This is a genomic window from Planococcus sp. TJ-302, assembly GCF_058268455.1.
Map to the genome: position 1 here is coordinate 557,654 of NZ_JBZDOI010000001.1, position 25,922 is coordinate 583,575.

General features: G+C 46.4%; 27 protein-coding genes and 1 riboswitch. Of the genes, 10 read left to right on the plus strand and 17 right to left on the minus strand.

Annotation, left to right across the window (positions count from 1 at the left end; genetic code table 11):
* Positions 1-56 precede the first annotated feature (56 nt).
* The gene (gene moaC / locus AC4EHB_RS02870) at positions 57-545 is read left to right on the plus strand and encodes a cyclic pyranopterin monophosphate synthase MoaC (RefSeq protein ID WP_490974091.1); all 489 of its coding nucleotides are present in this window, start codon (positions 57-59) and stop codon (positions 543-545) included.
* Here the strand turns inward: moaC and AC4EHB_RS02875 are convergent.
* The 8 genes from AC4EHB_RS02875 to AC4EHB_RS02910 form a co-directional block, all read right to left on the minus strand.
* Positions 530-1,045: a MogA/MoaB family molybdenum cofactor biosynthesis protein gene (locus tag AC4EHB_RS02875; RefSeq protein ID WP_490980616.1), complete on the minus strand. Its 516-nt coding sequence runs from the start codon at positions 1,043-1,045 to the stop codon at positions 530-532. The two genes, moaC and AC4EHB_RS02875, sit on opposite strands and share 16 nt — an antisense overlap.
* A gap of 18 nt (positions 1,046-1,063) precedes the next feature.
* Positions 1,064-2,083 carry a ThiF family adenylyltransferase gene (locus tag AC4EHB_RS02880; RefSeq protein ID WP_490980617.1) on the minus strand — a complete coding sequence of 340 codons (1,020 nt, stop codon included), beginning with the start codon at positions 2,081-2,083 and terminating at the stop codon, positions 1,064-1,066.
* Positions 2,049-2,735, minus strand: a complete 687-nt coding sequence (locus AC4EHB_RS02885) for an ATP-binding cassette domain-containing protein (RefSeq protein WP_490974094.1) — start codon at positions 2,733-2,735, stop codon at positions 2,049-2,051. Before AC4EHB_RS02885 ends, AC4EHB_RS02880 begins: the two co-directional genes overlap by 35 nt.
* Positions 2,736-2,741: 6 nt before the next feature.
* Positions 2,742-3,425, minus strand: a complete 684-nt coding sequence (gene modB, locus AC4EHB_RS02890; protein ID WP_490974095.1) for a molybdate ABC transporter permease subunit — start codon at positions 3,423-3,425, stop codon at positions 2,742-2,744.
* Positions 3,422-4,204: a molybdate ABC transporter substrate-binding protein gene (gene modA / locus AC4EHB_RS02895; RefSeq protein WP_490980618.1), complete on the minus strand. Its 783-nt coding sequence runs from the start codon at positions 4,202-4,204 to the stop codon at positions 3,422-3,424. The genes modB and modA overlap by 4 nt, the downstream gene beginning before the upstream one ends.
* 169 nt (positions 4,205-4,373) lie before the next feature.
* A complete protein-coding gene (locus AC4EHB_RS02900) occupies positions 4,374-5,657 on the minus strand; it encodes an L-lactate MFS transporter (protein WP_490980619.1) in 1,284 nt (427 codons plus the stop codon).
* Between the two features lie 222 nt (positions 5,658-5,879).
* A complete protein-coding gene (fdhD, locus tag AC4EHB_RS02905; protein ID WP_490980620.1) occupies positions 5,880-6,671 on the minus strand; it encodes a formate dehydrogenase accessory sulfurtransferase FdhD in 792 nt (263 codons plus the stop codon).
* Complete coding sequence (locus AC4EHB_RS02910; RefSeq protein ID WP_490974099.1) at positions 6,658-7,041, minus strand: Na-translocating system protein MpsC family protein; 384 nt, start codon at positions 7,039-7,041, stop codon at positions 6,658-6,660. The genes fdhD and AC4EHB_RS02910 overlap by 14 nt, the downstream gene beginning before the upstream one ends.
* Positions 7,042-7,477: 436 nt before the next feature.
* Here AC4EHB_RS02910 and fdhF point away from each other — a divergent pair, with 436 nt between their 5' ends.
* Positions 7,478-10,414: a formate dehydrogenase subunit alpha gene (fdhF, locus tag AC4EHB_RS02915; protein WP_490980621.1), complete on the plus strand. Its 2,937-nt coding sequence runs from the start codon at positions 7,478-7,480 to the stop codon at positions 10,412-10,414.
* Between the two features lie 6 nt (positions 10,415-10,420).
* Complete coding sequence (locus tag AC4EHB_RS02920) at positions 10,421-10,903, plus strand: helical membrane plugin domain-containing protein (protein WP_490974101.1); 483 nt, start codon at positions 10,421-10,423, stop codon at positions 10,901-10,903.
* Positions 10,904-11,130: 227 nt separating this feature from the next.
* On the opposite strand, the gene AC4EHB_RS02925 is transcribed toward AC4EHB_RS02920, so the two are convergent.
* From AC4EHB_RS02925 to AC4EHB_RS02935, 3 genes are all read right to left on the minus strand, one after another.
* Positions 11,131-11,313, minus strand: a complete 183-nt coding sequence (locus tag AC4EHB_RS02925; protein ID WP_490980622.1) for a hypothetical protein — start codon at positions 11,311-11,313, stop codon at positions 11,131-11,133.
* A gap of 47 nt (positions 11,314-11,360) precedes the next feature.
* Positions 11,361-11,696 carry a hypothetical protein gene (locus AC4EHB_RS02930; RefSeq protein ID WP_490980623.1) on the minus strand — a complete coding sequence of 112 codons (336 nt, stop codon included), beginning with the start codon at positions 11,694-11,696 and terminating at the stop codon, positions 11,361-11,363.
* A 253-nt stretch (positions 11,697-11,949) separates the two neighbouring features.
* Positions 11,950-12,894 (minus strand): HNH endonuclease, encoded by a 945-nt coding sequence (locus tag AC4EHB_RS02935; protein ID WP_490980624.1) that lies wholly within the window; start codon positions 12,892-12,894, stop codon positions 11,950-11,952.
* Positions 12,895-13,093: 199 nt separating this feature from the next.
* On the opposite strand from AC4EHB_RS02935, the gene AC4EHB_RS02940 reads away from it, so the two are divergent.
* A complete protein-coding gene (locus tag AC4EHB_RS02940; RefSeq protein ID WP_490980625.1) occupies positions 13,094-13,828 on the plus strand; it encodes a Bax inhibitor-1/YccA family protein in 735 nt (244 codons plus the stop codon).
* A gap of 90 nt (positions 13,829-13,918) precedes the next feature.
* On the opposite strand, the gene AC4EHB_RS02945 is transcribed toward AC4EHB_RS02940, so the two are convergent.
* Together AC4EHB_RS02945 and AC4EHB_RS02950 are read right to left on the minus strand one after the other, a co-directional pair.
* Positions 13,919-15,754 carry a M6 family metalloprotease domain-containing protein gene (locus tag AC4EHB_RS02945; protein WP_490980626.1) on the minus strand — a complete coding sequence of 612 codons (1,836 nt, stop codon included), beginning with the start codon at positions 15,752-15,754 and terminating at the stop codon, positions 13,919-13,921.
* 251 nt (positions 15,755-16,005) lie between these two features.
* Entirely contained in the window at positions 16,006-17,031 is a 1,026-nt protein-coding gene (locus AC4EHB_RS02950) for a hypothetical protein (RefSeq protein ID WP_490974105.1), read from the minus strand.
* Between the two features lie 291 nt (positions 17,032-17,322).
* Positions 17,323-17,429: riboswitch (TPP riboswitch) on the plus strand.
* 93 nt (positions 17,430-17,522) lie between these two features.
* Here AC4EHB_RS02950 and AC4EHB_RS02955 point away from each other — a divergent pair.
* From AC4EHB_RS02955 to AC4EHB_RS02975, 5 genes are all read left to right on the plus strand, one after another.
* Entirely contained in the window at positions 17,523-18,122 is a 600-nt protein-coding gene (locus AC4EHB_RS02955; RefSeq protein WP_490980627.1) for a YkoF family thiamine/hydroxymethylpyrimidine-binding protein, read from the plus strand.
* Positions 18,115-18,696 (plus strand): ECF transporter S component, encoded by a 582-nt coding sequence (locus tag AC4EHB_RS02960; protein WP_490974107.1) that lies wholly within the window; start codon positions 18,115-18,117, stop codon positions 18,694-18,696. Before AC4EHB_RS02955 ends, AC4EHB_RS02960 begins: the two co-directional genes overlap by 8 nt.
* Positions 18,683-20,119: an ABC transporter ATP-binding protein gene (locus AC4EHB_RS02965; protein ID WP_490980628.1), complete on the plus strand. Its 1,437-nt coding sequence runs from the start codon at positions 18,683-18,685 to the stop codon at positions 20,117-20,119. Before AC4EHB_RS02960 ends, AC4EHB_RS02965 begins: the two co-directional genes overlap by 14 nt.
* A gap of 1 nt (position 20,120) precedes the next feature.
* A complete protein-coding gene (locus tag AC4EHB_RS02970; RefSeq protein WP_490981483.1) occupies positions 20,121-20,858 on the plus strand; it encodes an energy-coupling factor transporter transmembrane component T family protein in 738 nt (245 codons plus the stop codon).
* Positions 20,859-21,070: 212 nt separating this feature from the next.
* Positions 21,071-21,535 (plus strand): hypothetical protein, encoded by a 465-nt coding sequence (locus AC4EHB_RS02975; RefSeq protein ID WP_490980629.1) that lies wholly within the window; start codon positions 21,071-21,073, stop codon positions 21,533-21,535.
* 57 nt (positions 21,536-21,592) lie between these two features.
* On the opposite strand, the gene AC4EHB_RS02980 is transcribed toward AC4EHB_RS02975, so the two are convergent.
* The 4 genes from AC4EHB_RS02980 to AC4EHB_RS02995 form a co-directional block, all read right to left on the minus strand.
* Positions 21,593-22,414, minus strand: a complete 822-nt coding sequence (locus AC4EHB_RS02980; RefSeq protein WP_490980630.1) for a GNAT family N-acetyltransferase — start codon at positions 22,412-22,414, stop codon at positions 21,593-21,595.
* A gap of 126 nt (positions 22,415-22,540) precedes the next feature.
* Positions 22,541-22,954, minus strand: coding sequence for a sporulation protein (locus AC4EHB_RS02985; RefSeq protein WP_490974112.1), 414 nt, complete (start codon positions 22,952-22,954; stop codon positions 22,541-22,543).
* A gap of 63 nt (positions 22,955-23,017) precedes the next feature.
* The gene (locus AC4EHB_RS02990) at positions 23,018-24,205 is read right to left on the minus strand and encodes an AI-2E family transporter (protein WP_490974113.1); all 1,188 of its coding nucleotides are present in this window, start codon (positions 24,203-24,205) and stop codon (positions 23,018-23,020) included.
* 56 nt (positions 24,206-24,261) lie between these two features.
* Positions 24,262-25,212, minus strand: a complete 951-nt coding sequence (locus tag AC4EHB_RS02995; protein ID WP_490980631.1) for an LCP family protein — start codon at positions 25,210-25,212, stop codon at positions 24,262-24,264.
* Positions 25,213-25,362: 150 nt separating this feature from the next.
* Here AC4EHB_RS02995 and msrA point away from each other — a divergent pair, with 150 nt between their 5' ends.
* Positions 25,363-25,890 (plus strand): peptide-methionine (S)-S-oxide reductase MsrA, encoded by a 528-nt coding sequence (gene msrA / locus AC4EHB_RS03000; protein WP_490974115.1) that lies wholly within the window; start codon positions 25,363-25,365, stop codon positions 25,888-25,890.
* The last annotated feature ends 32 nt before the right edge of the window (positions 25,891-25,922 follow it).

Here is a 25,922-nt window from a genome sequence, read left to right on the forward strand (position 1 = left end):
AACTCCTTAAAATCCATGTTATACTTTCATCATTATATGTGAAAAGGATGATCTATATGAACGAATTAACACATTTCAATACGCAAGGCCGAGCAAAAATGGTCGATGTTTCCGGCAAGGCTGAAACTGTCCGCATCGCCCGTGCACAGACTTCCGTTATTGTTAACAAAGACATTTACAGCCAAATTAAAGACGGGGCTAATAAAAAAGGGGACGTTTTCGCAGTAGCACAAGTCGCAGGCATCATGGCAGCGAAAAACACTGCGCAAATCATTCCGATGTGCCATCCATTAGCGTTGAGCGGCGTGGATATCGATTTCGAATGGAAAGTTGACGAAGACAAAAACCATTACGAAGTCATGCTTTCCACTACTGTGAAAACGACCGGCCCGACCGGCGTCGAGATGGAAGCGTTGACGGCTGCTTCAGCTGCTGCTCTGACAATCTACGATATGTGCAAAGCGGCTGGCAAGGAAATGGTCATCGGACCGACGATGCTGCTGCAAAAATCAGGCGGCAAATCCGGCGATTATTCCCGCACCTGAAGATGCTTCGTCAATTCAAAGATGATGTGCCTGATTTCCGGCAAAATGAGCTTTTCCATGGCCAGGCGGACAGCGCCGCGGGAACCCGGCAACACAAACAGCGCTTTATGGGCTGACGTACCGGCAGCGGCACGGCTCAGCAGCGCCTTCGAACCGATGTCTTCTGTAAAGCTGAGGAAACGAAAAAGCTCTCCAAAACCAGGGAGCTCCTTTTCGAATAAAGGCGTAACCGCTTCAAATGTGACATCCCTTTTGGCAATTCCCGTGCCGCCCGTGCTAATAACAGCATCAACGGATTCTTGTTCCAGCAGACGGGATACGGTTTTCCGGATTATGTCTGCATCGTCCATGACGATTTCATAAGCCGCTATTACCAGGCCTTTTTCTTGCGCCAATTTTTGGATAAGCTGTCCGCTTTCGTCGGTTTTCAGGTCTCGTGTATCACTGACCGTCAAAATCGCGATTGAGATGCGCTGTTCCAAGTGAAAAATTTCTGACATGGGAGAGCCTCCTTCAGTCTAACCAAAAAGTTGATGATAAATTTTTCGGCCTTCCGTTATATTGCGGATGCCGTGGATGATCATGCGGCCGTTTCCGAAAAATACCATTCGAAAACCAAGCACACGCATTTGGACAAAATAAGGTGTGCGCTTCACTTCCGCGCCAATCCTCCGTGCTGCAAATTCCGCGTCATCCAGCGTGATGCTGCGCTCCGGATCCGGCAAAATCTGAACAGCTTCCCTCCCGCATAACACCGCGTACAAGCCTTCTGAATTCCGCGCAAGTGAAGGGAACAGCGGGTTCTCACCACAAGTTTTACAATTGATGTTTTTGATGCGCGCGATGCCGATATCGTATTGGGTATTGTCCCATAAATTGAAATAATGCACTTTTTTACGCATGGCTTGTTCGTTTCCGCTCAGCCATTTCATCGCTTCCGCGCATTGCAAAGCTGCGGTCACTTGAACAGCTGGTGAAATAATGCCGGCCGTATCACATGTTTCATTGACTGCCGGCAGCATAGGAACCAGGCAGCGAAAACACGAACCGGCACCCGGAACGAACGGGAAAATTGCACCGGAACTTCCGACGCATGCTCCGTAAATCCAAGGCACGCCGTACTTTACGCTAGCATCATTGATTAACAGCCGCGTTTCAAAATTATCAGTCGCATCCATGACAAGGGTGCTTTTTTTTATGAGTGTTTCCATCAATTCGGCACCCAAATTTTCAAGATATATATGGAGTTGAAGGTCCGTTCTGATGGCCTTCAGCCTTTTTTCCGCGGCAACCACTTTTGGCGTCATCGCTTCCGCATCTTCCTCCGTAAAAAGCTGCTGGCGCTGCAGATTTGAAAACTCCACATAATCCCGGTCGACTAAGTGGATTTCTCCCACACCGGCACGTGCCATCGACTCCGCGATTGCGGACCCTAATGCCCCGCACCCAATAATCGTGACTACCGCTTTTTGGATTGATGCCTGTCCATCAAATCCAATCGGTTTAAATAAAGTCTGCCTTGAGTATCTCTCCTCCAAATTCCCCACCTCTTCCCATCATTCCTTGTTCCGCCATCTTTCCTTGGTCCACTTTGATGATGCGGTCAGCGAGTTTTTCCGCATCCGCTTTTAAATGGGTCACAAAAATTACTGGTATCTTCCATCGCTCGTGAATCCGGTACAATTCTTCCTGGCATCTTGCTCGCGTATCATCATCCAAAGCTGAAAATGGTTCGTCCAGCAGCAGGATGTCGGGTTTAGCTGCCAAAGCCCGGGCTAAAGCGACTCGCTGCTTTTCCCCGCCAGATATTTGGTGCGGGTATTTATCCAGCAATCCCGAGATGCCAAGCAGCTTCGACAATTCGGTGATATGGGACAAATCACTGCCTCGCTTTGTGCCGTATAATATGTTTTCTTCCACCGAAAGATGCGGAAACAAAGCATAATCCTGGAACAAATACCCGGTTTTTCGTTTCTGGATTTTCAACGGCTTTTGGCCGCTTTGATAAAAAACCGTACCATTCAGCGCAATGACCCCTGTGTCCGGCTGTGTAATTCCAGCGATGCAATTGAGCAGCGTTGTTTTCCCTGAACCTGATGGCCCGATCAATGCCACGATTTCATCCTTCATCGAAAACTCCATGGCCAAGTTAAAATGATCCAGCTTTTTCGCGAAATTTACGGTAAGCATCCAACGTCATTCCCTTCCGATACGGATGGCATTTTTTTTGCGCCAATAATTGATCCAGCTGATCGCCGCGACGCCAAGCGCTGAAATGATGACAACCCAGAAAACGGCTTTGTCCATCTGCCCCGCTTCATAGGCGAAATAAATGGCCAATGGTATGGTTTCAGTCAGACCCGGTATGTAGCCGGCGATCATCAGCGTAGCTCCGAACTCGCCTATGGCCCGTGCAAATGCCAAAATCACGCCTGCCAGAATACCCGGCCATGCCAGCGGGAATGTGACCGTCCGGAAAATCCGCCATTCCGAAACACCCATCGTTCGGCCGACATTTTCCCATCGCGGATCCACTTTTTCAAATGCGGCGAGCGCGCTTTGATACATGAGCGGCAACGATACCACAAACGAAGCAATGGCTGCACCGATCCATGTAAAAACCACCCGAAAGCCGAAAAGATTTTCAAGGAGAATACCAAGCGGCCCGTTTACGCCAAATAAGACGATGAGCGCAAAACCGATGACCGTCGGCGGCAACACCAGCGGCAAGAGGATTAATGCATCCACTATACTTTTACCAAAAAAATCCTTCCTGGCCATCAACCGTGCCAATGCAACGCTGACGATAAATACACAAATGGTTGAAATGGAAGCCACTTTCACCGATAAAAATAACGGAGACAAATCATATGGCATCATGGCTGCAGCCTTTCAGCCGTCAAGAAGCCGAAGTCCTCAATGATAGCCTGCCCTTCTTCGGACAAAAGATAAGTCAGAAACTTTCCGGCATCATCCGGGTTCTCGGAATTTGAAAGGATAGCGGCGGGGTATCTGATTTCCGCACTTTCAAGCGGCATTTTATCCATGTTGTCTACGGCTACCGACAATGCTGCATCAGATGCATAAATGATTCCAGCTTTTGCATTGCCGCTTTCCAGGTAAGTCACGACTTGGCGAGCATCTTTAGCATAAATCAACTGCCCTTCCAACGGCTGCCACATTCCAATTGCTTCCAAGGCTTTTTTTGTGTAGCCGCCGAGCGGAACGCTGACAGGTTCCGCAATGGCAAATGTACCGTCTATCGATGATAAAATTGATTGCACCTCTGCCTCTTCACCAATTTCAGTAGACGTGGCCAGTACCAAATTATTTCCGGCAAACGGTGTAACGCTCCTTGCGTCCGCTAAATCGTCTTCCACTAAGAGCTCCATATCTTCGGCACTCGCTGACAAAAAAACATCTGCAGGTGCACCGTTTTCTATTTGGTTCCTCAATTTGCTGGACGAACCTAAATTGGTGACAATGTCCATTCCGGGATTGTCCCGTTCAAAACCAGCTTCAAGCCTATCCATTGCCCCGGACAAACTTGAAGCCGCTGATACCATCAAGGTTTCTTCTTCGGCTGCAGGTTCTGCAGCACAAGCTCCCATGAAAAAACTTGATAAAGCCAAAAGCATGAATTTATTTTTTAATCGCATAATGCCACTTCCTCTACCGACAAAGGGTTTAAGTGAATTTTTCCTATCAATATTGCCATTCTACGCCAATAGCATTCAAGAAAGCTAGAAAACTTTACAGCAAATTTGATAGAACAATAAAAATCGGCCGCGAAATCCGAAGATTCCACGGCCGATTGCTTTTCGGAAATTACTCACTAACCACTTTGTTGACGGGTTTGACAGAAGTTTTTTTATTAATCGAACGGATTCTATTAATATCCACTCGGATAACCAGCGAAATGATCAGTGCGATGACGAAGAGGCCAGCGAAAAATAGCAGGCTTCCTTCGTAGCTGCCTGTCTGGTCTTTCATGTACGCCGCAAACATCGGTCCCGCAAGCCCAGCCGCAGCCCAAGCAGTCAAAATATAACCGTGGATTGCACCTAGTTGTTTCGTGCCGAAAATATCCGCTATGTAAGCCGGAATCGAAGCAAATCCGCCGCCGTAGCATGTGTAGACAATTGCCAGCATCACTTGGAACAGCAAAGCGTTGGACGTAAATGGCAATAATGCAAACAACGCGATTTGAATGACGAAGAATGCGGTATAGGTGTTCGGACGCCCGATGTAATCGGAAATCGTCGCCCAGCCTAAGCGGCCCAGTCCGTTGAATATTCCAAGCACACCGACCAATGCAGCTGCTTGAACGGTCGTCATGCCGATGCTGTCGATGGCAAGCGGTTTCGCTGCTGACAGGATGGCAATGCCGCACGTAACGTTGATGAACAGCATAAACCACAGGTAGTAGAAGCGCTTTGTTTTTACGGCTTCGTTCGCTGTCAATTGGGCCAAATCCATTTTACGCTGAACTTTTCCGGTATCCAGTTTTTCTTGATATCCTTCAGGCATCCAGCCTTCCTGAGGTTTTTCAAGATATAAAGAAGACAGTACCATGATCGTCAGATAAGATGCCCCTAGAATGTAAAACGTATTTTCAATGCCGACTGAGGTAATCAGCATTTCCATGATCGGGCTGCTGATTGCAGCGGCAAAGCCAAAGCCCATAATGGCAAGTCCGGTTGCCAGCCCGCGGCGGTCCGGGAACCATTTAACCAAAGTCGAAACCGGTGCAATATAGCCGATGCCGAGTCCAATGCCCCCGAGTGCGCCGTAAAAGACGTACAGCAGCGGCAAGGAGGATAATCCTACCGCAAATCCAGAACCGATAATGCCCGTTCCGAAAAAGATGGCAGCTACCAGCCCAGCTTTGCGCGGGCCGTATTTTTCTACAAAACTGCCGAAAAATGCAGCGGATAAGCCTAAAAATAAAATGGCGATGCTGAATGTGAGCTGCACTTGGCTTGTGGTCCAGCCGAATTGATCGATCAACGGATTGGTGAAATTGCTCCATGCGTAAACAGATCCGATGGAAATATGGATGCCGACTGCCGATAAGGCAATGAGCCACCTGTTTTTCGGTTTCTTTTTCATCTTGCGCTTGCCTCCTAAAATCTTATTTATGCTTATGTAAAATGAACTTAGAATGTCTAATTCATCGGTTTTCGGAAACGCTTACTTTTTATACCCAAAAATATTGTATTCCAAAATAATCCAAAAATTTGCGCGGTGTTCGATTTCGAAATATTAAGACGTTTAGAATCATATCACCGCGCTTTTTGTTTGTCACTATTTTTTCTTTTTTGCAAAAAGCTGCTATGCACCGATGATGCGCTGCGGATTTGTGTAGACATTAAATGACTGTCCGCGGATAAAACCGACTGTCGTGATACCCAATTCTTCTGCAAGTGCCAGCGCGAGTTCTGTTGGGGCTGATTTTGAAAGTACAATTTCGCAGCCGATTTTTGCGACTTTCAGCAAAATTTCAGAAGAAATGCGCCCGCTGAAAACGATGACTTTGTTTGCAACGCTGATGTTGTTCATCAAGCAGTAGCCGTAAATTTTATCAAGAGCGTTATGCCGGCCGATGTCCATGCGCGACACGATGATGCCATCCGCATCGCAAAGCGCAGCATTGTGAACGCCGCCCGTTTTTTTGAACATTTCAGCGGAGTCTGCCAGTTGCTCCATCAGGTTGAAACAATTTTCCGGCGTCAATGTTACGCGTGTGCTGTCCATTTTTTTCGCAATCATCGCATCGTGCGCAAACACGAACCCTTGGCGGCTCATGCCACAGCAGGAACTGATAAAGCGTTTGTTTTGCAGCTGCTCAAAAAACGGATAAACTTTAGCTGCTGTAATATGGACCGTTCCGCTTTTTTCATCGACCCGAATTTCTTCGATATCTTTGTAATTCGGAATGATTTTTTCAGATGCCAAGAATCCGATGGCCATCTCTTCCACATATTCCGGTGAACAGACGATCGTGATGAATTCCTTGCCATTGATCTTGATTGTCAACGGCTGTTCGACTACAACCCGGTCTTCTTTTTCAGTAAACTTTCCCCGCTCATAGCGGCGGATGGTGCGTGTTTTATCTTGCGCCATCTGGTTTTCCTCCTGTTCCAGTATTCTGATCAATCGGGCGGTCGAAAAGAAAAACCGATACGGCGATATCATCTTCTACTTTGATGTCGGAGAAAAGGTGAAGAAATTTTGCACCGACCAATTCTTCCATGCCTTCTGGTGCAGCTTCGGCGTACACGGTTTGGATCATCCGTGTGCGGGCTGCATGGACCATTTCCCTGCCCTCAGCCGTCCGCGCAATAAATTCTTCCGATGGGCTCAAGTTTCCGTAAAGCGTTGAAATGGCCATATCGTTGATGAAAACCGTATGGATGCGTTCCGGCCCTTTGCCAAAAAGATTTTTCCGCAGTTTGCGGATGATATCGTTAAATTCATGGATTTGTTTGGACATGATGATCTTTTTCTCCTTCAAGAAATGAATATTTGTAAGTTTTTGATAAATAGATTGTGTAAGGATATTATATTGTTTATAATAATAGCATACGTAGGCATCGCCGTATTTAAAATGCGGCAGCGCTTTCATCCCATTAGAATATTGGATTGGTCTTTTAGCAAGTCCTGTTAAGACACTATTCCACTATGAATCATGTGCACTTGTCAAGGTGTATTTTTCATAGTGGGATTTTTTTATCTATTTTTCCCCTGTTTTTATTCAAGTTAAAATTTCAGATGTATTTACAACGATCCGTTAGTTTTGGGCAGAGCATAAATAATTGCTCCTGCGCAAGCTCGTCGCAAAGGCATTGTTCCAATGCTTGGGTCAATGCCTACGCAGCTGTTTTGCTGAATATCGAAATTAATTTACAACCCTAAAAGGAGGTATTTGCATGTCAATCAACATCAATGGCGCGTCTTATGAATTTAAAGATGGCCAGACTATTTTGCAAGTGATCAACGAACAGAAAATATTGCATCCGCAAATTTGCTATATGCCGGAAGTCGATCCAATTGAAACTTGCGATACGTGCATCATGGAAGTGGACGGCGAGCTGAAGCGCGCTTGTTCAACAAAAGCATTTGCAGGCATGGACGTCCAGCTCGCTTCCCCGCGTGCGAAAGAAGCGCAGACCGAAGCGATGGACCGTATTTTGGAAAACCACCTGCTTTATTGTACGGTATGCGACAACAATAACGGAAACTGCAAAGTACATAACACCGTCGACATGATGGAAATTGAGCACCAGAAATACCCGTTCGAACCGAAATGTTCGGTTGACGAAGTCGATTTGACCAACCCATTCTACCGCTACGACCCGAACCAATGCATCGCCTGTGGGCAATGCGTTGAAGTGTGCCAGAATCTCCAAGTCAACGAAACTTTGACAATGGATTGGGAACGCGACCGTCCGATCGTCCTTTGGGACGGCGGCGCAAAAATCAACGATTCTTCTTGTGTCAGCTGCGGCCAATGCGTCACGGCTTGCCCGTGCAACGCGTTGATGGAAACATCAATGCTTGGAGAAGCCGGCTTTATGACAGCAATCCCGGAACCCATCATGACGCCGTTGATTGATTTGGTCAAAGATGTTGAGCCTGGATACAGCGGCATTTTGGCAATTTCCGACGCAGAAGCGACAATGCGTGAAACACGCACGAAAAAAACGAAAACCGTTTGTACGTTCTGCGGCGTCGGCTGTTCGTTTGAAGTATGGACAAAAGACCGTAAAATCCTTAAAATCCAGCCTGTATCGGAAGCACCTGCAAACCAGATTTCCACTTGCGTAAAAGGCAAATTCGGCTGGGACTTCGTCAATAGCGAAGAACGCATCACAACACCAATGATCCGCAAAGGCGATGAGTTTGTTGAAGCCACTTGGGAAGAAGCATTGGATCTTGTTGCTTCAAAATTCAAAGGCATCAGAGAAAGTCATGGCAAAGACGCAATCGGCGTGATTTCTTCTTCGAAAATCACCAATGAAGACAATTACGTCATCCAGAAATTGACGCGCCAAGTGTTCGAATCGAATAACGTGGACAATTGCTCCCGTTATTGCCAGTCTCCTGCAACCGACGGATTATTCCGCACCGTCGGCATGGGCGGCGACGCCGGTACGATCAAAGATATTGCAAAGGCCGGCCTTGTCATCATCGTTGGCGCAAACCCTGCTGAAGGCCATCCTGTCCTCGCTACCCGCGTCAAGCGGGCGCATAAATTGCACGAACAGAAATTGGTCGTGGCGGATATGCGCAAAAACGAAATGGCTGAACGCTCGGATATCTTCATCACCCCTAAACAAGGGACGGATCAGGTTTGGCTGATGGCCGTCACGAAATATATGATCGACAACGGCTGGCACGATCAGCGCTTTATTGATGAAAACGTCAATCATTTCGGCGAGTTTACCGAAGTGCTGAACCAATACACATTGGAATACGCTGAACAGCAGACCGGCATTTCAAGAGAACAATTGATCAATATTGCTGAATTGGTCCGCGACGCTGACGGCACATGCATCCTTTGGGGGATGGGTGTTACACAAAACACCGGCGGCTCGGATACGTCCGCTGCCATTTCCAATTTATTGCTCGCGACAGGCAATTACCGCCGCCCGGGTGCCGGTGCATATCCGCTCCGCGGCCACAATAACGTACAAGGCGCCTGCGATATGGGCTCACTGCCCGGCTGGCTTCCTGGCTACCAGCACGTTACCGACGACAACGCCCGCTTGAAATTCGAGACGGCATACGGCGTCAAAATCGATGACAAACCCGGTATGGACAACATCCAAATGCTGCAGGCTGTCGATGAAGGCATCATGAAAGCCATGTACGTTGTCGGCGAAGATATGGCGCTTGTTGATTCAAACGCCAACCATGTCGACGAAGTACTATCAAAACTTGATTTCTTCGTGGTCCAGGATATTTTCTTCTCTCGTACAGCTCAATATGCGGATGTTATATTGCCTGCCTCTCCGTCCTTGGAAAAAGAAGGCACATTCACGAACACCGAAAGACGCGTTCAGCGCCTTTACCAAGCATTGCCTGAGCTTGGCGAGTCGAAAGCAGACTGGTGGATTGTCCAGGAAATCGCGAATCGCCTAGGCGCTGGATGGAATTACAGCCATCCTAGCGAGATCTTCGCTGAAATGGCCAGCTTATCACCGTTGTTCAGCCAAGCGGATTATGCTTCGATGGAAGGCTGGAACAGCTTCCTATGGGGCAGCCTGGATGGCTCGAGCACTCCCCTCCTGTATGTGGATGGCTTCAACTTCCCTGACAAAAAAGCGCGTTTCGCTTTGTCTGACTGGGTTGAGCCGGTTGTCTTCCCGGAGGAATATGATTTGCACATCAATAACGGACGCCTCCTGGAACATTTCCATGAAGGCAATATGACCAATAAATCTTCAGGTATTCAGTCGAAACTGCCTGAAACCTTTGTCGAAGTGTCGCCTGAACTGGCGGCTGAACGTGGACTGGAAGATGGTTCGACGGTCCGTCTGGTTTCGCCATACGGCGCGCTGAAACTGCCCGTGATCGTTACTGCCCGCGTCAAAGGCAACGAATTGTTCCTGCCGATGAACTCGGTCAAGAAAGAGACAGCGATCAACTTCCTGACAGGTCCCGCTGTCGATCAACGGACAAATACCCCTGCATACAAGCAGACCAAAGTTCGCATGGAAGTCTTGAAAGAACACGGCAAACGGCCATTGCCGCGCTCTAACCCGCGCGACAAAAAACGCAATCCCCAGTCCGGCATCGAAGTTGCACGGAAATGGGCGCGTGAAGGCTATGTGCATTTGACCGATCAAAAAGTAGAAAGGTGATGTCCTATGGCGAGTCCGATCACTCACTTGAAGAAAAAACAGTTGAGCCCAGATGAAATTCGGCACAACAAGCTAAAAGAGCTTGAGTCCCTGCTTGCAGAACAAGACCAGGCATTGAATAAATTGCTGCAAATCACCGGTGACTTGAATGACGCCGGCATCCTTGACGCTGCACTGGCAATGGTCAAAGCAAAAGAAGGCATCACTGAAATCGTCGTGCACCAAGCTACGCGTGAACCCGTCACCAACCTCATCAATAATATGATGAGTGCAGCTGGCGCACTTACGGCCATCGATCCCGCTACGACCGAGAAACTCGCCGCAAGCGTCGCAGTCGGCTTGAAAGAAGCCGAAGCGGAACGCACAAGCGAAAAGAAAGTCGGTATTTTCCAGTTGATGAAATCGTTGAAAGATCCCGACATCAATCGTTCGATCAAATTCGGCTTGAATTTCCTGAAAGGCATGGGAAAAAGTTTAGGCAATAAATAATATAGACGAAAAGAGCTGCCGAGAATTTCTCGGCAGCTCTTTTTATGGATTTTCTATTATATAGAAGGAACTTATTTTTTAAGGGTCTATAGGAAGCTAAAATCATTGGGCTTTTTGATTGAAAAATTGTTCCCCTAAGCTGAAAACACTTATTTTTTTTACAATTAGCACCGCCAGCAATTTTCATGCAGAAGCAGAAAGGTAAATTTCATCTAATACAAATCCGTTTAAATCCGCAAAGCATTCAAGATGAAAAGCAGAATCAGACTTTGGACAAAGGTGACAGCAATATCTTTTTTCAAAGAATTTCCTTCAAGAGAGCGATTAGAGATTCGTTGAAACAAGAAAAGGATCCCCACCAAATCAGCAAACTCAAAAGAAATTCCCAAAGTTGTTGTAAAGTGCCACATCCACCACTCCTCTTCGGCTTATAAAAAGAACTCTAAGATCGATTAATCTAGCCTATAAAATGAAGAACGATCCGATACAGCGCGATACCCAGCCCTAAAACACTCGCTTTCATTTTAGACGGGTGGTATTTTTCGCTGCGAAACAAATAAAAGAAAACCACCACAAATCCTAACGGAAACCAAAGCTGGAATTCCCCTTCATGTGAACTGCGAGAATAAATCGGAATAATATAAGTGCTTATTAGAAAATAAATGAAAATGGTAAAGCGCCTTGTTTCTAACCCTTTGCTCCACCGCATTAATAAGAAAATCGTAATTATTGCGATGATTATAATGTCCAAAGATGGCAGCATCAAAGTGCCGTCTCCAATTTCAAATTCCATTCAGCCACTCCTTCTTTTCAGATGGCAAATTCTGCAGCACTTGGATTTTCGATCCTTTTTTCATCATACCAAAAATACCCATTTCCTTATAGAAAAATTTTCCGACAAATTTAAGAGCACCTTGATTACAGGTGCTCTTACGGGTTTTATTTGTTTATTGTCAGGCCTGTTAAAAGGTTTTATGTGGCCGTCTAATTTGGAATATGCTGCTTAAAGCGGAGCAGCTTAGCAGTAACCACCTTTTCGTATTCTGTTACACAGAGCGCACATCCAATGTTTTCGCCAGTTTAAGCTTTTTCGGTTCGATGTAGATATTCCGTTTATGCCAACGGAAATAAGGCACGTGCTCAAGGGTCGCAGGCACTTTCATCGTTTTGTTGAGCCCATAGACCGCGTATTGCTCTTCCGGGATGCGGCTGGCAATATGCAGCTGCCCTCCCCCTGTAAAAGCGATCAGCCCCGATGTGAACAAAGCGGCATGGTTTGCGCACAAAAGGATGCCGTTATGTGGATCCAGCCTTTCAGCATCGGTGCTGTCTTTCCATGGTTTGGCGTAGCTCGCGGTCAATGCTGCATCGATGGCGATTCCGCAGAGAGGGCATTCATTATGCCATAATTGCAAAAGGCTCCTGCTGAATTGCTTTTTGCTGCGCCGCACTTTTTCCTTTATTTCCATTTCCATTTCTGAAATCATGGTCATCAGTGGATTATGCGTGGATTTTTTCACTACTTCAATCGCCAATTCAAGCTGTTCTTCTTCGGGTGCAAAGAAATTCAGGCTGGTGATAAACTCCAGCAGCTTCATGGCGAGTTCTTCGTTGCATGGATATAAATAGCCTGAATTGCCGCTCGCATCTTCCTGGAAAGGCGAATATTTCAATGGCAACAAAGGCTGGATTGCATCGAAATTTTCTCGGATAGCGAGCGGAAAATCCAATTCGTGGTAGACTGCTTCCGCAATGAAAGCTTCTTCTGTCCCCCCGGGGATTATGCCGTTTTTGCAGCCTTGGGTAATTAGGCTGATCGCAACGATATGCCCTTTTACGTAATGGAAAACATGATCTCTCTCTTTCAATTCCTGCATCCTTTTCCAAGAATGCGGCACCATCCCGGACTTATCGATGCGCGGCGTCCAGAGGATTCCACCGTTCCGTTCTTCATGATACGTTTCTCCCTGCATGACGATAAAGCTGTTCATAATGGCCCCCCAGTGATTCTTGATTCTCTTGTTTACCTAGCTTTTTCTAGTTTAACTCAATTCTTTTATTTCTGCCCGATCCTTGTACGCTTCTTGCAGTTTTATACCTAAGTTGAGATTCTATTCCGGTATATTTTGTCCCATAAGAAAATAAAGGATATACTTGTATACGTGTTAACTATTAGAAGAGGTGAGATTTATGAGAAGCGGAAATCCGAGTTTAAAAAATGAATCGTTTACGAAACATAGTGGTGTCGGCACCGGGGGGACAATGACCATTCAAGGCACGGTCAACAGAACATTGATTTTACTGTTATTGCTGCTGGCCACTTTCGTCTTTTCCTGGAACTTGTTCCTAAGCAATCCGGAAAGCGCAGTGCTATTGATGCTTGTCGGCGCTATCGGCGGCCTTATTGTCGCTTTGGTCACTATCTTTGTACCAAAAGTAGCGCCGTATACAGCCCCTTTATACGCGTTGCTGGAAGGGCTATTTGTCGGGGCGATATCGGCCCAATACGAAGTCCAATACGGCGGCATCGTCTTCCAAGCGGTGCTATTGACCATCGGTGTGTTGTTGAGTTTATTGCTCGCTTATAAGTCGGGGTTCATCAAAGTGACCCAAAATTTCCGGCTGGGCGTTGTCGCAGCTACGGGCGGCATTTTCATCGTCTACCTTATCTCATTTATCGGAGGGTTTTTCGGTTTTGAAATTCCCCATTTGCACGAAGCGACGCCTCTTGGCATTGCCATCAGCGTGGTCATCGTCATTATCGCTGCATTGAATCTGGTGCTGGATTTCGACTTTATCGAGACTGCAGCCAATAAAGGAGTGCCGAAATATTATGAATGGTACGGCGCATTCGGTTTGCTGGTTACCTTGATTTGGCTGTACCTTGAAATTCTGCGCTTGCTGTCAAAATTGCGCAGCAGGTAATCTTCCAAACGTCCTTCGGGGCGGTTTTTTTTTGCAAAAAAAATTGCGGCTCCGGTAAATTCAGGAGCCGCGGCTTTCAGTTATTGGGTGTTATTTTTTGTTTGAGTTTACATTGTAAAAGAATTTCGCTGTAATCGACCCATCGCTGTTTTCGGCGATATCGGTTACGTGAATTCCTGAATCAGCAGGTGTAGCATTATTGCCTTTCCAGAAATAATACGATCCCGAATGGACATTGCTTGAAACAGGTGTGATTTCATCGCCTGTTTTAAAGAAGTCGGCAGCATCTCCACGGTTTTCGTTCTTTTCCAAATCGTATTTGCCATCCGCTTGCAGGACGGACAATCCATAATGGGTCACTTTTGTACCGTCAGCAGCTATTTGGAACTGGTTGTACTGATAGCGCTTGTTCATCCAGTTTTCTACATTGTTCGGGCGGAATCCGGCAGTTTGGTAAAGATTGATGACATTTTCATCAACATGCCATGCCAACAATCCATGTGCATCTTCGCCTTGGCGGATCAAACCTTGGTTAAATCCTTTTTGCTGCACGTTTTCGAATAAGAAGTATTCGGTTCCATTTGAACCCGGAACTTCCATTTTGACGATGCCGTTGTCAGATGCTGCTTCGTTGATCGGCGGCAACGTAATCGTCTGTGCGGCGCCTGGCGCTACCTCTACTGGATCTGCCCAGCCAAGGAAAACTTTAGAGAACGGGTCAAATAGCGTCGGTGAATTTCCTGAATAAGCTGCCGCATTTGGATAGCGCATCCATGATCCACCCGCCATCATGGAGTAATTGCCTACACCTTCTGATGAGTAGACAGTATCATAGAAATCCGGCAATCCGAGAGCATGGCCAAATTCATGGGCGTAAACCCCTGGCTGTGCCGGGAATGGCCCAGTTGCAAGTTTGCTGTCGTATGAGTCTGTAGCGGCGTCATAGCCCGCCACGTTGCCTCCGATTCCAGGCTGGATGTTATAGTTGTCTACAAGCACTCCGTCATACGTCATATCTTCTTTGACGGTTTTATCGATCCAGGCCCCTTGGTCCATGCCTGCATAGACATCTGCCGGCTTCCCAGTTTCATAGTATTTGCCATAGTACAGCGCGCTCAGCAAGCTCCATTTATGCGACCAGAACTGTGCCGGGTCACTGCTGAATTCAGCACCTGTGCCTTCATGGACCACGAAAATGTTTGGCACTTCACCATCCACTGCGTATTTAGAAAAGTCAATTTCGCTGTCAGCCGCTGCCAATAAATCACGGACAAATTCACCCGTATGCGCATCGCCATTTGCGTTGCCCAGAACGTACTTGCCGTTTTCAGCATACGTCCCTTCTTGATCCAAATAATAAGAAGCTCCTTTTGGCAATTCTACCCAAGCAAAATCCGTATTTTCTTTGCGGACAAGATTCACTTTTCCGTTGCTCGACTCTTTATAGACATTTTGCATCGTCCGGTCAGTCGGTACTTTCACTCCGTTATATTCTGCGTATTGCTTGAATTGCTCTAATTCATACGGATTGTATTCATCACCGAATATCAAATCTTCGTAATAACCTGCAGGCACTTGCCCCGGCATATCACCGATCGGCTCATCGCCTTCCTTATATTTCGCCAGAAGCACAAGAACTGGTACGTCACCTTCTGTTTGGTTATAAGCAACGTGGTTGTCGCCGGGTGCTTGGAACTTCTCCCCTTTGTTCACTAACTTTTCTGCTGGATCTGCTTTTGACAGATCAATGCCAAGCTCTTTAGCTTTTTCAGACAGTTCTGGAGAAGCTCCGACATGATGGGCTAAGCTCAGTTCACTTTGGTGGCTGACCCCTTCGGCAGTTGAGCCATTGGAATTCACTCCAGCAAAAACTGCGCCGCCGACTAAAGCAAGTGTTAAAGCTGATGTAGACAAGACTTTTAACATTGTTCGACCCCCTAAACGTTTTATGGTACTGGTAAATTGTATAAATAATTCAGTATATTTGGAATAGGTAGTATGTATCTATTGTAAATTAATAACATAGCTCTTTTTGCGTGTTTTATTCGGAACCCGAAGCAATATCGCATTCAGCATTCTTGGAGCCTTCCATTTGCCGGAAATTCTTCACTTCGCCAAAGAAAAAAGCTGCTCCAAAGGCCATTTAATGGCCTTTGGAGCAGCTTTGCTATTATTCATTAATCCGCTAGATGTTCATCAGCCCGGTCCATCAAGATGTACTCGAATGAACCGTCCAATTGATACCCGCCGTTTGTTTCGTTGATCGTGATTTGTGTTTCAAGTTCAGTTAATAATGTATTCAAGTTTTCCATCACCGGTTCCAGCGCATGCTTCGATGCTCCTCCGATAACATGGCTATCCAGGAAATAGTCTTTCAAGCATACTGGGGTTACTGCTTTCAGCTGGTGCGCATTCAACAGCAGATGGCGCAATACATGTGCTTGAGGCGCAGCCAATGCCTCCTTGATGCCGTTAAAGTGGAGCTCTGTTCCTGTATCTCCAAAAAATAGCATTAGGGTATCTTTAGGCGCTGAGCTGCACGTCTCTATGCATTCATCGATTGAACAATATTCGGTGCCGTCCAATGTCGTCATGCGGTACGCTTGGGATTTCAATATGCCTTCGTTATAGCTGAGTTGAGTGAAAAAATCGGCAAAAATCGGATTGCCCGATCCTTCGTTCTGCCCATTCTCTGAACCGATGACCAAGGTCTGGCATGCAGTATGCAGCGAGCAATTCGACAAGTACAAGACCACTCGATTAATTTGTTCCGTGCTGAGCAAGAACGCCCCATCGCTGTAACTCTTCTGAAAATCCAACGCCTTCTGGAAATGGCCGATAGATTCGCTGAATTTTTTTTGCAGATAAGCCAGGCAGCCTAATCTATAAGAAACAATCGGATTTTTCCGATCGTAGCTTTGCACTCTTTTCAAAACTTTTTCAGCTTTTACACGTTCTTGTGTGGTGCTTCCATGGACGCTGGAACTATAGCGCAGCAAATAACACACCAATTTTTTCTTTATATATGTATAATAATCGAGGTAGTCGTTATCGTCTTTGCTAAGAATCGACAAATGCGTATGCATCGCATCATAAATCTCGATTTTCGTGTAATTCAACAACCCTTTTCTGCTTTCTTCGCTCAAATGCAGCTCTTGTTCAATTTCTTCTAGTTCATCCAGACTTATATCACGATATCGCATGTTCTTCCTCCCAATAAATAAAACACTCTAAAATGTAGGGGTTCATTAATAAAAAAATATAAAAATCTTATAGTATAACAATAATATTGCACTAGACAAGGAATAAATAAGATAATTTTTACATTTATAACAAACTTGCAGTATTTTTATGATACCAATCATTGGCATGATAAACAATACATCTCATCAAATATATATTAAAAAATCTTTCCATCCCCTCTTTACTTCTTCAGAACCTTCCGCTAAACTGAACCCATCGGGAAAACCCGACACAAAAAAACTGCATACCGTTTTCTGCACTAGGGGTGCTTAATTTTAGCTGAGATGCAAGCGCAAGCTTCGATCCCTTATAACTCGATCAGGTTAGGACCTGCGTGAGGAAGTGTGGCGCATTTCTGACCCAATCCTTTCTGGATTTCATACATGAAATTGTGGCTGCATCTTCGCGGATGCGGCCTTTTTTGTGTATATTTTTAAGGAGGATTTTTTATATGGAACCATTTCAATGCGGCACCAGCCCGATTGTCGGATTTCGCTTTTCTTTGCATCCGATGGCCGGGGATTTCATCCAAGTCATCAAAGGGGCGTTGCGGGAAACCGATACCTCAAATGTCTGGATGCACACCGACGATGTTTCGACCGTCATCCGCGGCAGGCAGCTCCACGTCTTCAATACGGCAAAGTCGATAGCGCTCCATGCTGGTAAGAAGGGCGTGCATGTCGCCATGTCAGGCACGTTTTCTGTCGGCTGCCCAGGGGATTCTGCCGGAGACGCCTATTTGGACAAAGAAGATGCTTTGTTGAACATCGACACGTCGAAGCAATATGTATCTTCGCAATTTGCGCTTTATCCCATGAACACTCCCGATTATATGGAAATCATCTACCGGGAAGTCGAACGTGCGAAAGAGCGTGGCGTCTTTAATGACTCCATGCATTATGCGAGCGGCATCCATGGCGATATCCATGATGTATTCGCTTTTTACGAAGAAGCGTTTACCAATGCGCGCTCTACCGAAAACGCACACCTAGTGATGACAGTCGCTTTGAGCATAAACAGCCCTTCTCACGGAGGTGGCAGCGGTGCTTAAAGATTGGAAATTGAAAGAAATCGTCTTGATGTCACTGTTCGGCGTTGTCTTTGGCATCGTTTATCTCTTATTTATCCACTTCGGCAATATTTGGGCGGGCATTATCGGACCGATCGCGTATGAATGGATGTTCGGCATCTGGTTTATCGTATCCATCATTTCGATGTACATTATTCGCAAACCTGGGGCTGCCGTTCTGCCTGAAACATTGGCGGCGTTAATAGAAGTCCTTCTTGGCAATGCGGTCGGACCACGTCTCATCTTGTCAGGGCTCATTCAAGGTCTTGGTGCAGAAGCAGCATTTGCGGTCACGCGTTACAGGCATTTCAACTTGGCAGTATTGATGCTTGCCGGCGCAGGATCTGCTGTGTTCAGTTTCGTCTATGGCTATTTCATATCGGGGTATGCAGCACTCGATCCGTCATTTGTCGCTTTGATGTTCACATTGCGTGTCTTGAGCGGCATGGTGATTGCAGGAATCGGCGGCAAATATATTGCCGATGGTCTCCTCGCAACTGGTTCGCTGCGCGGTTATGCAATTTCCCGCAGCAGCAAAGGTGATGCGGGTGCCTGAGGAAGTTATTCGATTAAATGATCTGTCATTCCGCTTCCCGGATTGCGGCAAAACGGTATTGAACAATGTATCAGCTGTTATCCATCAGGGAGAACGCATCGTCGTTTGCGGGCCGAGCGGCTGCGGCAAAAGTACGTTAATGTATTTGCTGAACCGCCTTTATCCGCTCAATTGCGATGGCATCGTCAGCGGAGAAATCAAGTTGTTCGGAGAAAATGCGGAGGATTACGCCCCTGGAGAAATCAATCGCCGGATTGCTACAGTGTTTCAGGATCCCGACTCTCAATTCTGCATGCCGACAGTCGAAGAGGAATTGGCATTTACGCTGGAGAACCTTCATATTCCTTTCGCTGACATGGAAAAGCAGATTGCGGACATCCTAGATTTGACGTCTTTAACCAAGTGGAGACATTCCAAAATCCATAGCTTATCCGGCGGCATGAAACAGCGTGTCGCTGTCGCTTGCGCGTTAATCATGGATCCGGAAGTGCTCTTGCTAGACGAACCATTATCCCATCTTGATCCTTTGACTGCGCGCGATTTCGTCCGCTGGCTCGACGGATTACAGCAACATCGACACCTGACAATCATTGCTGTCGAACATAGACTGGCAAACTGGGAAGCTTTCTTCGATCGAGAAATCAGGCTCGACAAAGACGGCCGGTTAATCGCGGATGGTCCGCCGGTGGCAGTCCCGGCCCTACAATTTCCTTCGCGGCTTTATAAGAAATTGGCAGAAGAAGCACTTTCCGTTCATCATTTGGCAGTAGAAATCAATGGCAAAACACGTCTCTTCCCCCTGTCATTCTCATTAAAACTCGGCGAAGTGGTGGTTGTCGCAGGTCCGAACGGCAGCGGGAAAACTACGCTTTTAAAAGCATTATGCGGCATTCACCAGCCGGTAGGCACCTTACAGGCTATTTCCCGGGCAGGCTATGTGCCTCAATCTCCCGAGTTCATGTTTTTGACGCAGAGCGTCACTCAGGAATTGGCGTATTCGGGAATCTCTTCGCTGCAGGAAATCAAACTTCTGTTGAAGCGGCTAAATCTCGCTGCAATCGCGGATTCGCATCCATTTTCGGTGAGCCACGGCCAAAAACGGCGTGTTGCGATTGGCGCAATGCTTGCAGACAAGCGGCAAATTCTGCTTATGGATGAACCGACAGCCGGACAAGACGCCGAGTCACTTAAGGAATTATATGATTTAATCCGGCAGCGGGCTGCAGAAGGGACAGCATTTTTAATCGTCACGCACGACATGACATTCGCTTTGGCGGTCGCTGATTCCTTGCTGCTGCTGAAAGATGGGTCGATGACCGGCAAGTATTCCGCGGCGTACTTATGGAAGCGGAATGACTTGCTGTTGGCGCATCATTTATTGCCTCCGGAAGGAACTTCAATCAATGAAGCATCTTTTGAATGACATGAACCCTTCATTTAAATTCGGCATTGTTACTTTGTCGATGATCGTGATGGCTTTCTTTTTCAACCCTTGGACTCCGTTAATATTTTGCGGCGGCATTGTATTATTACAAATCGTATTCAGCCGTACGAATTGGAAATTGTGGTTGGTTTGCATGCTGCCTTTTACACTTGGCTCATTCGGCTACTTATGGACCACCCTCGTTTTTGGCCGGTCTTCTAGTGGAACGATTATTTGGTCATCCGGTTTTTTTGACATCACCGATCAACAACTAAATTTGGCATTGTCCCTTTCCTTGAGGGTGCTGGCGTTTTCCGTGCTGTCTCTCATGTTCGCTTTCACTACTGCGCCTGTAAATTTTGTCATGAGTCTTATGCAGCAAATGAAGTTATCACCTAAATTGGCTTACAGCGTTCTGGTGGGCTACCATTTCCTGCCGCTTATAAAAGATGAATTCATGCAGATAAAGCAGGTCCATGAAATGAGAAATTTTTCAAAGGAAAATAGCAGATGGCACCGTCTCACTTCGATTTCCCGTATGCTTATTCCGACCCTTGCAGGTTCTGTCAGGAAAGCCGAAAGCGCCGCTTTTGCTATGGAAGCCCGCGGTTTTACCGGTGAAGCACGCACATCTTATTTTCGCCCGATAACGATAAAACCGAGTGATTATTGGTTCTCACTTCTTTTTGTCGCCCTTTTGGCTGCAAGTTGCATCTTCGGCGCTTTACTGAATAAATAAGTAAGTCAGCGGTTTGCATGTTGCAGGCCGCTTTTCAGTTTTTTCTTGTAGACGTTCTAGGTTTTTTGAAATTACCTTATGTAGTTATATACATTTACAATTTCCGAAGATTTTCTATATGTTTTTTGCTTTCTTCTATGATTTAAAACTGTTTGTTCGGATTTTTGCATTTATGGGTATAGATAACAAAACCCGTTGTGGAGGTGTCTTTGATGCACGAAATCCAATTGCTCGATGAAAAAGACGACCGAGTCTACCTTATTTATATGACTAACCGCCAAGACTCCTTTAAATTGTTCGAACGTGATATGTCCCAGATGATGGAGCGCGCCTCTGTTGAGATTTCAATTGGCTATACTAATTTATGGGCCATGAAGCGCATTGGCATTATTGAAAAAGAAAAAGTCTGTTACTTCCCTGACAACGAGCTGCTGATTGAGCCAGTCTTTTTTCTGCAGCATTCAAAAATGGAAGTTTACATAATTTTTTTATTCGTTAAATACAATCCTTCCGCTCCTTTTATGTTTTCTAAGCGCATGAACATGGAGCCATACAAACGTTTCGAGGATGCCGCGGAGGCTGGCAGCCGACTGATCGAGTTGATGGAAAACACCTATCCCGGCCGACAATTCAAAGTGTTATGCGCAAAATTGCTTTACGACATCCCTTGGCATTAAATAAACCGAAAAGCCGACAGCGAGAACTTCTCGCCGTCGGCTTTTTTCCCCTTACAATCATTCCAAGCGCGGGCTGCGCAGCACCGCTTTGTCATAGGCCAATTGAAAACCACTGCGTCTGACGTTGCGCGCTGAAGATGTTCCTGGTTTTGTTGTAACTGTGGCGTGTGTGCATCCTGCTGCTTTCGCATACCGAAGACGCTCTTCGATCAGCAAAGCCTGATAGCCTTTACCCCTTTTGGCAGGCAGCGTCGCGGTCATGAACAATTCCGCCAGCTCACCGTCTATTGCCATGCATCCCCCACCCGTGCATTCCCCATTTTCCCTTACCAGGAAAGCCGTATTGTTTTCAACTTGCCAAAATGACTTAACCGATTCAACCGCGACTTCCGATTGATAATCGTCGTCAGAAATACCTAGCGCTACCGCCCATGCCCATACATGGACATTTTCATCGTCCACTTTCTCGACGATTGCCTCGCTATCCCCCTGGACTTTTCTGGGCCGCCATTGTTGCAAATCAATAAGCCAGACGTTCAGAAAATGGTCAAATGTATAGCCGAGCAATTGTAGCCGCTTGATGAGCTTTTCATCCGCATACGGTGTTATTTCCAAGAAAAGCGAGAAATCAGTTCTTTTTTTACGTACAAAATTTTCCATTTCATCGATGTCAGCAGATGCGAGTCTCTCACCTGTTCCGAAGCCGAGCCCATGGCAGGAATCCCCTGAACAAAACACATCGCCTTTGCCTTTCAACACCAAATATTCACCTGTAAACGAAGGGCTTTGCTGCTGGTATTCTTTGAAATATGCCTGAGTCCCTTTTCTTTTAATGTCCTCAATCTTTTTTGATGTTTCCTTGTTATGTCCCCATTCCATCGGTAGCCTCCACCCTTCTTTACATTAAATCCGCTAGTCTTCTCTTTCAATCACTCCATCGGCAAAATAGAAAAACGGCATCCAAATCATTATTCAATTTGGATGCCGTTCTCAGTTTGAAATTTATTATTGCGGTGTATAGCTGATTTCATCTTCATCTTGTGCATCGACTCCGTTTTGGATGTGCACGATTGTACGCAGCAGCAATTTCGCTTTCGGATTGTCCAAAATCCAGCGATCATCTGGAACAATGTCAAATTGCTGCATGACCGTTCCTTTTGATTTCACTGTTCCGAAAAATTCCAGCGTCTGTTTTGTAATCACTTTCTCGATAATCTGAAAGTCGCTGTCTTCGCGGTACTCGTCAATCTGTGCCACCACTTGAAGTTCAATAAATTCAACTTCCTGATCGCTGTCGCCGCCTTCAAAATATATCGTACCATTCAGTGTTTCGCCTTCAATTAAATTCGGTCTCTCGACTACAGTGTCGATTTTCACGGAACCGATGCCTACCGAACTAAGGAATTTTTTGAAATTCATAAAATGGAGACCTCCAACTTTTTGTAAGTATTCTATACCACGAAAGAAATACCGTTAAACCGTTCAATTCAGTTCTGTGTAATCGTATTGATTTTCAAGATTGGATTCATGGCGGTTATAGCGCCGCTTGAATAATTTGTAGAAATGGCTGACCAGCACCCGGAGCAAAGCATACATCGGTATGCCGAGAATGACCCCGGCAATGCCGAAAAGCGAACCAGCAGTCAGCAGCACGAATATAATCGTCACGGGATGAATATACATTGTCTTGCCCATGACCTGCGGCGAAATCAGATTGCCTTCAACAAGCTGCACGACGGTCCAGACGACCGCCAGTTTGAGCAGCATGAACGGCGAAGTCACGAGCGCAATAATTGCGGCAGGCGCGATGGCAATAGCCGGTCCGATATACGGCACGACACTGGTGACCATCGCCAGGACACCAAGCAGCAATGCATACTCCATGCCAATGATCAGAAATCCGATGTAGACCATGACCCCGATGCAGAACGCGACGATCAACTGGCCCTGTATGTATGCGCCAAGCTGTTTGTCTGCTTCGCTCAGCACTTCCCGGGTATCGTCTCGGAAACGCGGCGGCAGCAGCTTGACGAAATATCCCGGCAGCTTATCGCCATCCTTCAGCAAATAAAACAAAATGAACGGAACGATGACAATCGACAAAATGACACTGGTAATCGTCGAGATAAAACCGGTGATTCCCGAAATAATGCCCGTTACGACGGATTGCAGCGTATCGGAAACATTTGCAGGCAGTGTAGCCATCAATTGTTCAATGTCAAAACTAGAGCCGCTGTAATAGTCGCCGACAACCGATGTTCGGAGAAAACCATCCAGAGCCGTCAGCAGATCCATGAAATAAGTTGGGAACTCCATGACCAAAGTCTGAAACTGCTCTTGCAAGAATGGCAGCACAAGCACTGTGATCAGCGTTAGGATTCCTGCACCCCCAAGAAAGATGATGGCAATCCCGCCGATCCGAGGAATTTTGGCTTCCACCAGCAGGCGCAGGATGGGCCGCAGCAAATAGTAGAATATCAACGCCAAAACCACCGGCAGCACAACTGTCTTCATAAAGACACTGAGGGGATGGAAGATAAAAGACACTTCCCGGAAGATGAAAATGACTGTTCCGAGAAGTACCAGTGCAATTAATGAGAACAAGGTATTCGTTCCACCCAAAAACCGGATGAAGTTGGTCGAAAAAAAAGATTGCTTGTCAGGCGCCACGAAAATTCCTACTTTCTGATAAAGTTCAATTTAATTTTAGCATATTATCAGAAAGTTTAATTCAAAGGCTGTGACAAAAATTCAGAAAGTGCTTGTTTGTTCCTTTCAACATCGATATCAAGCACCGATCCGGCGTGTGAATAGCTCCCATAGCTATAGCTTCCTTCTACAGGAACTGTCAGGCGTTCCAAGTCTCCGCCGCCTTTAAGGGCCAGCTTGGCTGCCAGCTTCACTTGGTCGGCTGTGGAGATATCGGTCTGTACATAGCCTCTGACAGCACCCGCTAGTTTAGGGTATTGCGGGATTGCCACTGGACTGATAACAGCATCTTTCATCGCCGCCAAGACTTGCTGTTGGCGGCGCACGCGCCCAAAGTCACCTTCATTGTCGGAACGGAAACGGGCATAGCCAAGCAACTCTTTGCCATTCAAATCATGGACGCCTTGTTCGAGGGTGACGCCGATTTTTTCGGACATGTCCTTTTCAACATCGATTTCGACGCCATTTGGCGCAGCAATATCCACCATCTGTTCAAAATTCGCGAAGTCGACCAGCGCATAATGATGGATTTCCACTCCGAACATTGAACGGAGCGTATCTGCAAGCAAGTCTGCGCCTCCCAAATAATAGGCTGTGTTCAATTTATACGATTGATAGCCGGGGATATCCGCATAAACATCACGCATGAACGATGCTAATTTCACTTCATCAGTTTTTTTATTATGAGACAGCAGCATCATCGTATCTGTACGGGATTGTTCTTCTCCGCGGGAATCGACGCCCATCACCAGGATATTCGTGTAATCCGGATTTTCCGGGTCCCCATCAAAGTTTACCGGCTCGATTTCTGTATTTTCTTCAGCTAGTTTATATCCGCTCTGGTATTGCATAAACATGAATACTCCTGCTGCCAGCAGCGTGATGAACAGCAATAAAAGGATGCCGCGGAACCGCAGCCGCTTTTTTTTGCGCCGTTCTTTTCTGGCCGGCTGTATTTCTTCTTGCATAATAAACACATTCCTTTCTGTTTCTTGCCTAACATATGACGACTTTTCATCCGTAGAAGTTTCGGCAATCCCATTATAAACATATAAATTGTCGTCTAACAGTGTGAATGGTAAGATTTTTTTATTCCCTTTGAGAGGAGCCACCCCATTATGACAGAAAAAGCAACATTTGCAGGCGGCTGCTTCTGGTGCATGGTCAAGCCATTCGACCAATTTGAAGGCATCGAGAGCATCGTTTCCGGATACAGCGGCGGCAGCGTCGAAAACCCTACTTATGAACAAGTGAAATCCGGTACGACCGGACACCTTGAAGTGGTCGAAATCACATTCCATCCGGAAGTATTCAGCTATGGACAGCTGCTTGAAATTTTTTGGCAGCAAATAGACCCGACCGATAACGAGGGCCAATTCCAGGATCGCGGCTCTTCCTACCGCGCTGCTATTTTTGTGCATACCGACAAGCAGCGCCGTCTAGCCGAACAATCAAAACAAGCGCTCGATGAGAGCGGACGTTTTAAAAAGCCGGTTGTCACCGAAATTCTCGACGCCGCACCATTTTATCCAGCAGAAGATTACCACCAGGATTATTATAAGAAAAATCCTGCGCATTACAAGGAAGACCGCGCCGACTCAGGACGCGATGAATTTCTTGAAGCGGCCTGGAAAGAAGATAAATAAGTATTCAAAGAAAAGGCCGATGCATGTCATCA

Coding starts and splice junctions, on each gene's coding strand:
- moaC (WP_490974091.1), top strand. CDS start 57: ATGAACGAATTAACACATTTCAATACGCAAGGCCGAGCAAAAATGGTC.
- AC4EHB_RS02875 (WP_490980616.1), bottom strand. CDS start 1,045: ATGTCAGAAATTTTTCACTTGGAACAGCGCATCTCAATCGCGATTTTG.
- AC4EHB_RS02885 (WP_490974094.1), bottom strand. CDS start 2,735: ATGCTTACCGTAAATTTCGCGAAAAAGCTGGATCATTTTAACTTGGCC.
- modB (WP_490974095.1), bottom strand. CDS start 3,425: ATGATGCCATATGATTTGTCTCCGTTATTTTTATCGGTGAAAGTGGCT.
- modA (WP_490980618.1), bottom strand. CDS start 4,204: ATGCGATTAAAAAATAAATTCATGCTTTTGGCTTTATCAAGTTTTTTC.
- AC4EHB_RS02900 (WP_490980619.1), bottom strand. CDS start 5,657: ATGAAAAAGAAACCGAAAAACAGGTGGCTCATTGCCTTATCGGCAGTC.
- fdhD (WP_490980620.1), bottom strand. CDS start 6,671: ATGGCGCAAGATAAAACACGCACCATCCGCCGCTATGAGCGGGGAAAG.
- AC4EHB_RS02910 (WP_490974099.1), bottom strand. CDS start 7,041: ATGTCCAAACAAATCCATGAATTTAACGATATCATCCGCAAACTGCGG.
- fdhF (WP_490980621.1), top strand. CDS start 7,478: ATGTCAATCAACATCAATGGCGCGTCTTATGAATTTAAAGATGGCCAG.
- AC4EHB_RS02920 (WP_490974101.1), top strand. CDS start 10,421: ATGGCGAGTCCGATCACTCACTTGAAGAAAAAACAGTTGAGCCCAGAT.
- AC4EHB_RS02925 (WP_490980622.1), bottom strand. CDS start 11,313: ATGTGGCACTTTACAACAACTTTGGGAATTTCTTTTGAGTTTGCTGAT.
- AC4EHB_RS02930 (WP_490980623.1), bottom strand. CDS start 11,696: ATGGAATTTGAAATTGGAGACGGCACTTTGATGCTGCCATCTTTGGAC.
- AC4EHB_RS02935 (WP_490980624.1), bottom strand. CDS start 12,894: ATGAACAGCTTTATCGTCATGCAGGGAGAAACGTATCATGAAGAACGG.
- AC4EHB_RS02940 (WP_490980625.1), top strand. CDS start 13,094: ATGAGAAGCGGAAATCCGAGTTTAAAAAATGAATCGTTTACGAAACAT.
- AC4EHB_RS02945 (WP_490980626.1), bottom strand. CDS start 15,754: ATGTTAAAAGTCTTGTCTACATCAGCTTTAACACTTGCTTTAGTCGGC.
- AC4EHB_RS02950 (WP_490974105.1), bottom strand. CDS start 17,031: ATGCGATATCGTGATATAAGTCTGGATGAACTAGAAGAAATTGAACAA.
- AC4EHB_RS02955 (WP_490980627.1), top strand. CDS start 17,523: ATGGAACCATTTCAATGCGGCACCAGCCCGATTGTCGGATTTCGCTTT.
- AC4EHB_RS02965 (WP_490980628.1), top strand. CDS start 18,683: ATGCGGGTGCCTGAGGAAGTTATTCGATTAAATGATCTGTCATTCCGC.
- AC4EHB_RS02970 (WP_490981483.1), top strand. CDS start 20,121: ATGAACCCTTCATTTAAATTCGGCATTGTTACTTTGTCGATGATCGTG.
- AC4EHB_RS02975 (WP_490980629.1), top strand. CDS start 21,071: ATGCACGAAATCCAATTGCTCGATGAAAAAGACGACCGAGTCTACCTT.
- AC4EHB_RS02980 (WP_490980630.1), bottom strand. CDS start 22,414: ATGGAATGGGGACATAACAAGGAAACATCAAAAAAGATTGAGGACATT.
- AC4EHB_RS02985 (WP_490974112.1), bottom strand. CDS start 22,954: ATGAATTTCAAAAAATTCCTTAGTTCGGTAGGCATCGGTTCCGTGAAA.
- AC4EHB_RS02995 (WP_490980631.1), bottom strand. CDS start 25,212: ATGCAAGAAGAAATACAGCCGGCCAGAAAAGAACGGCGCAAAAAAAAG.
- msrA (WP_490974115.1), top strand. CDS start 25,363: ATGACAGAAAAAGCAACATTTGCAGGCGGCTGCTTCTGGTGCATGGTC.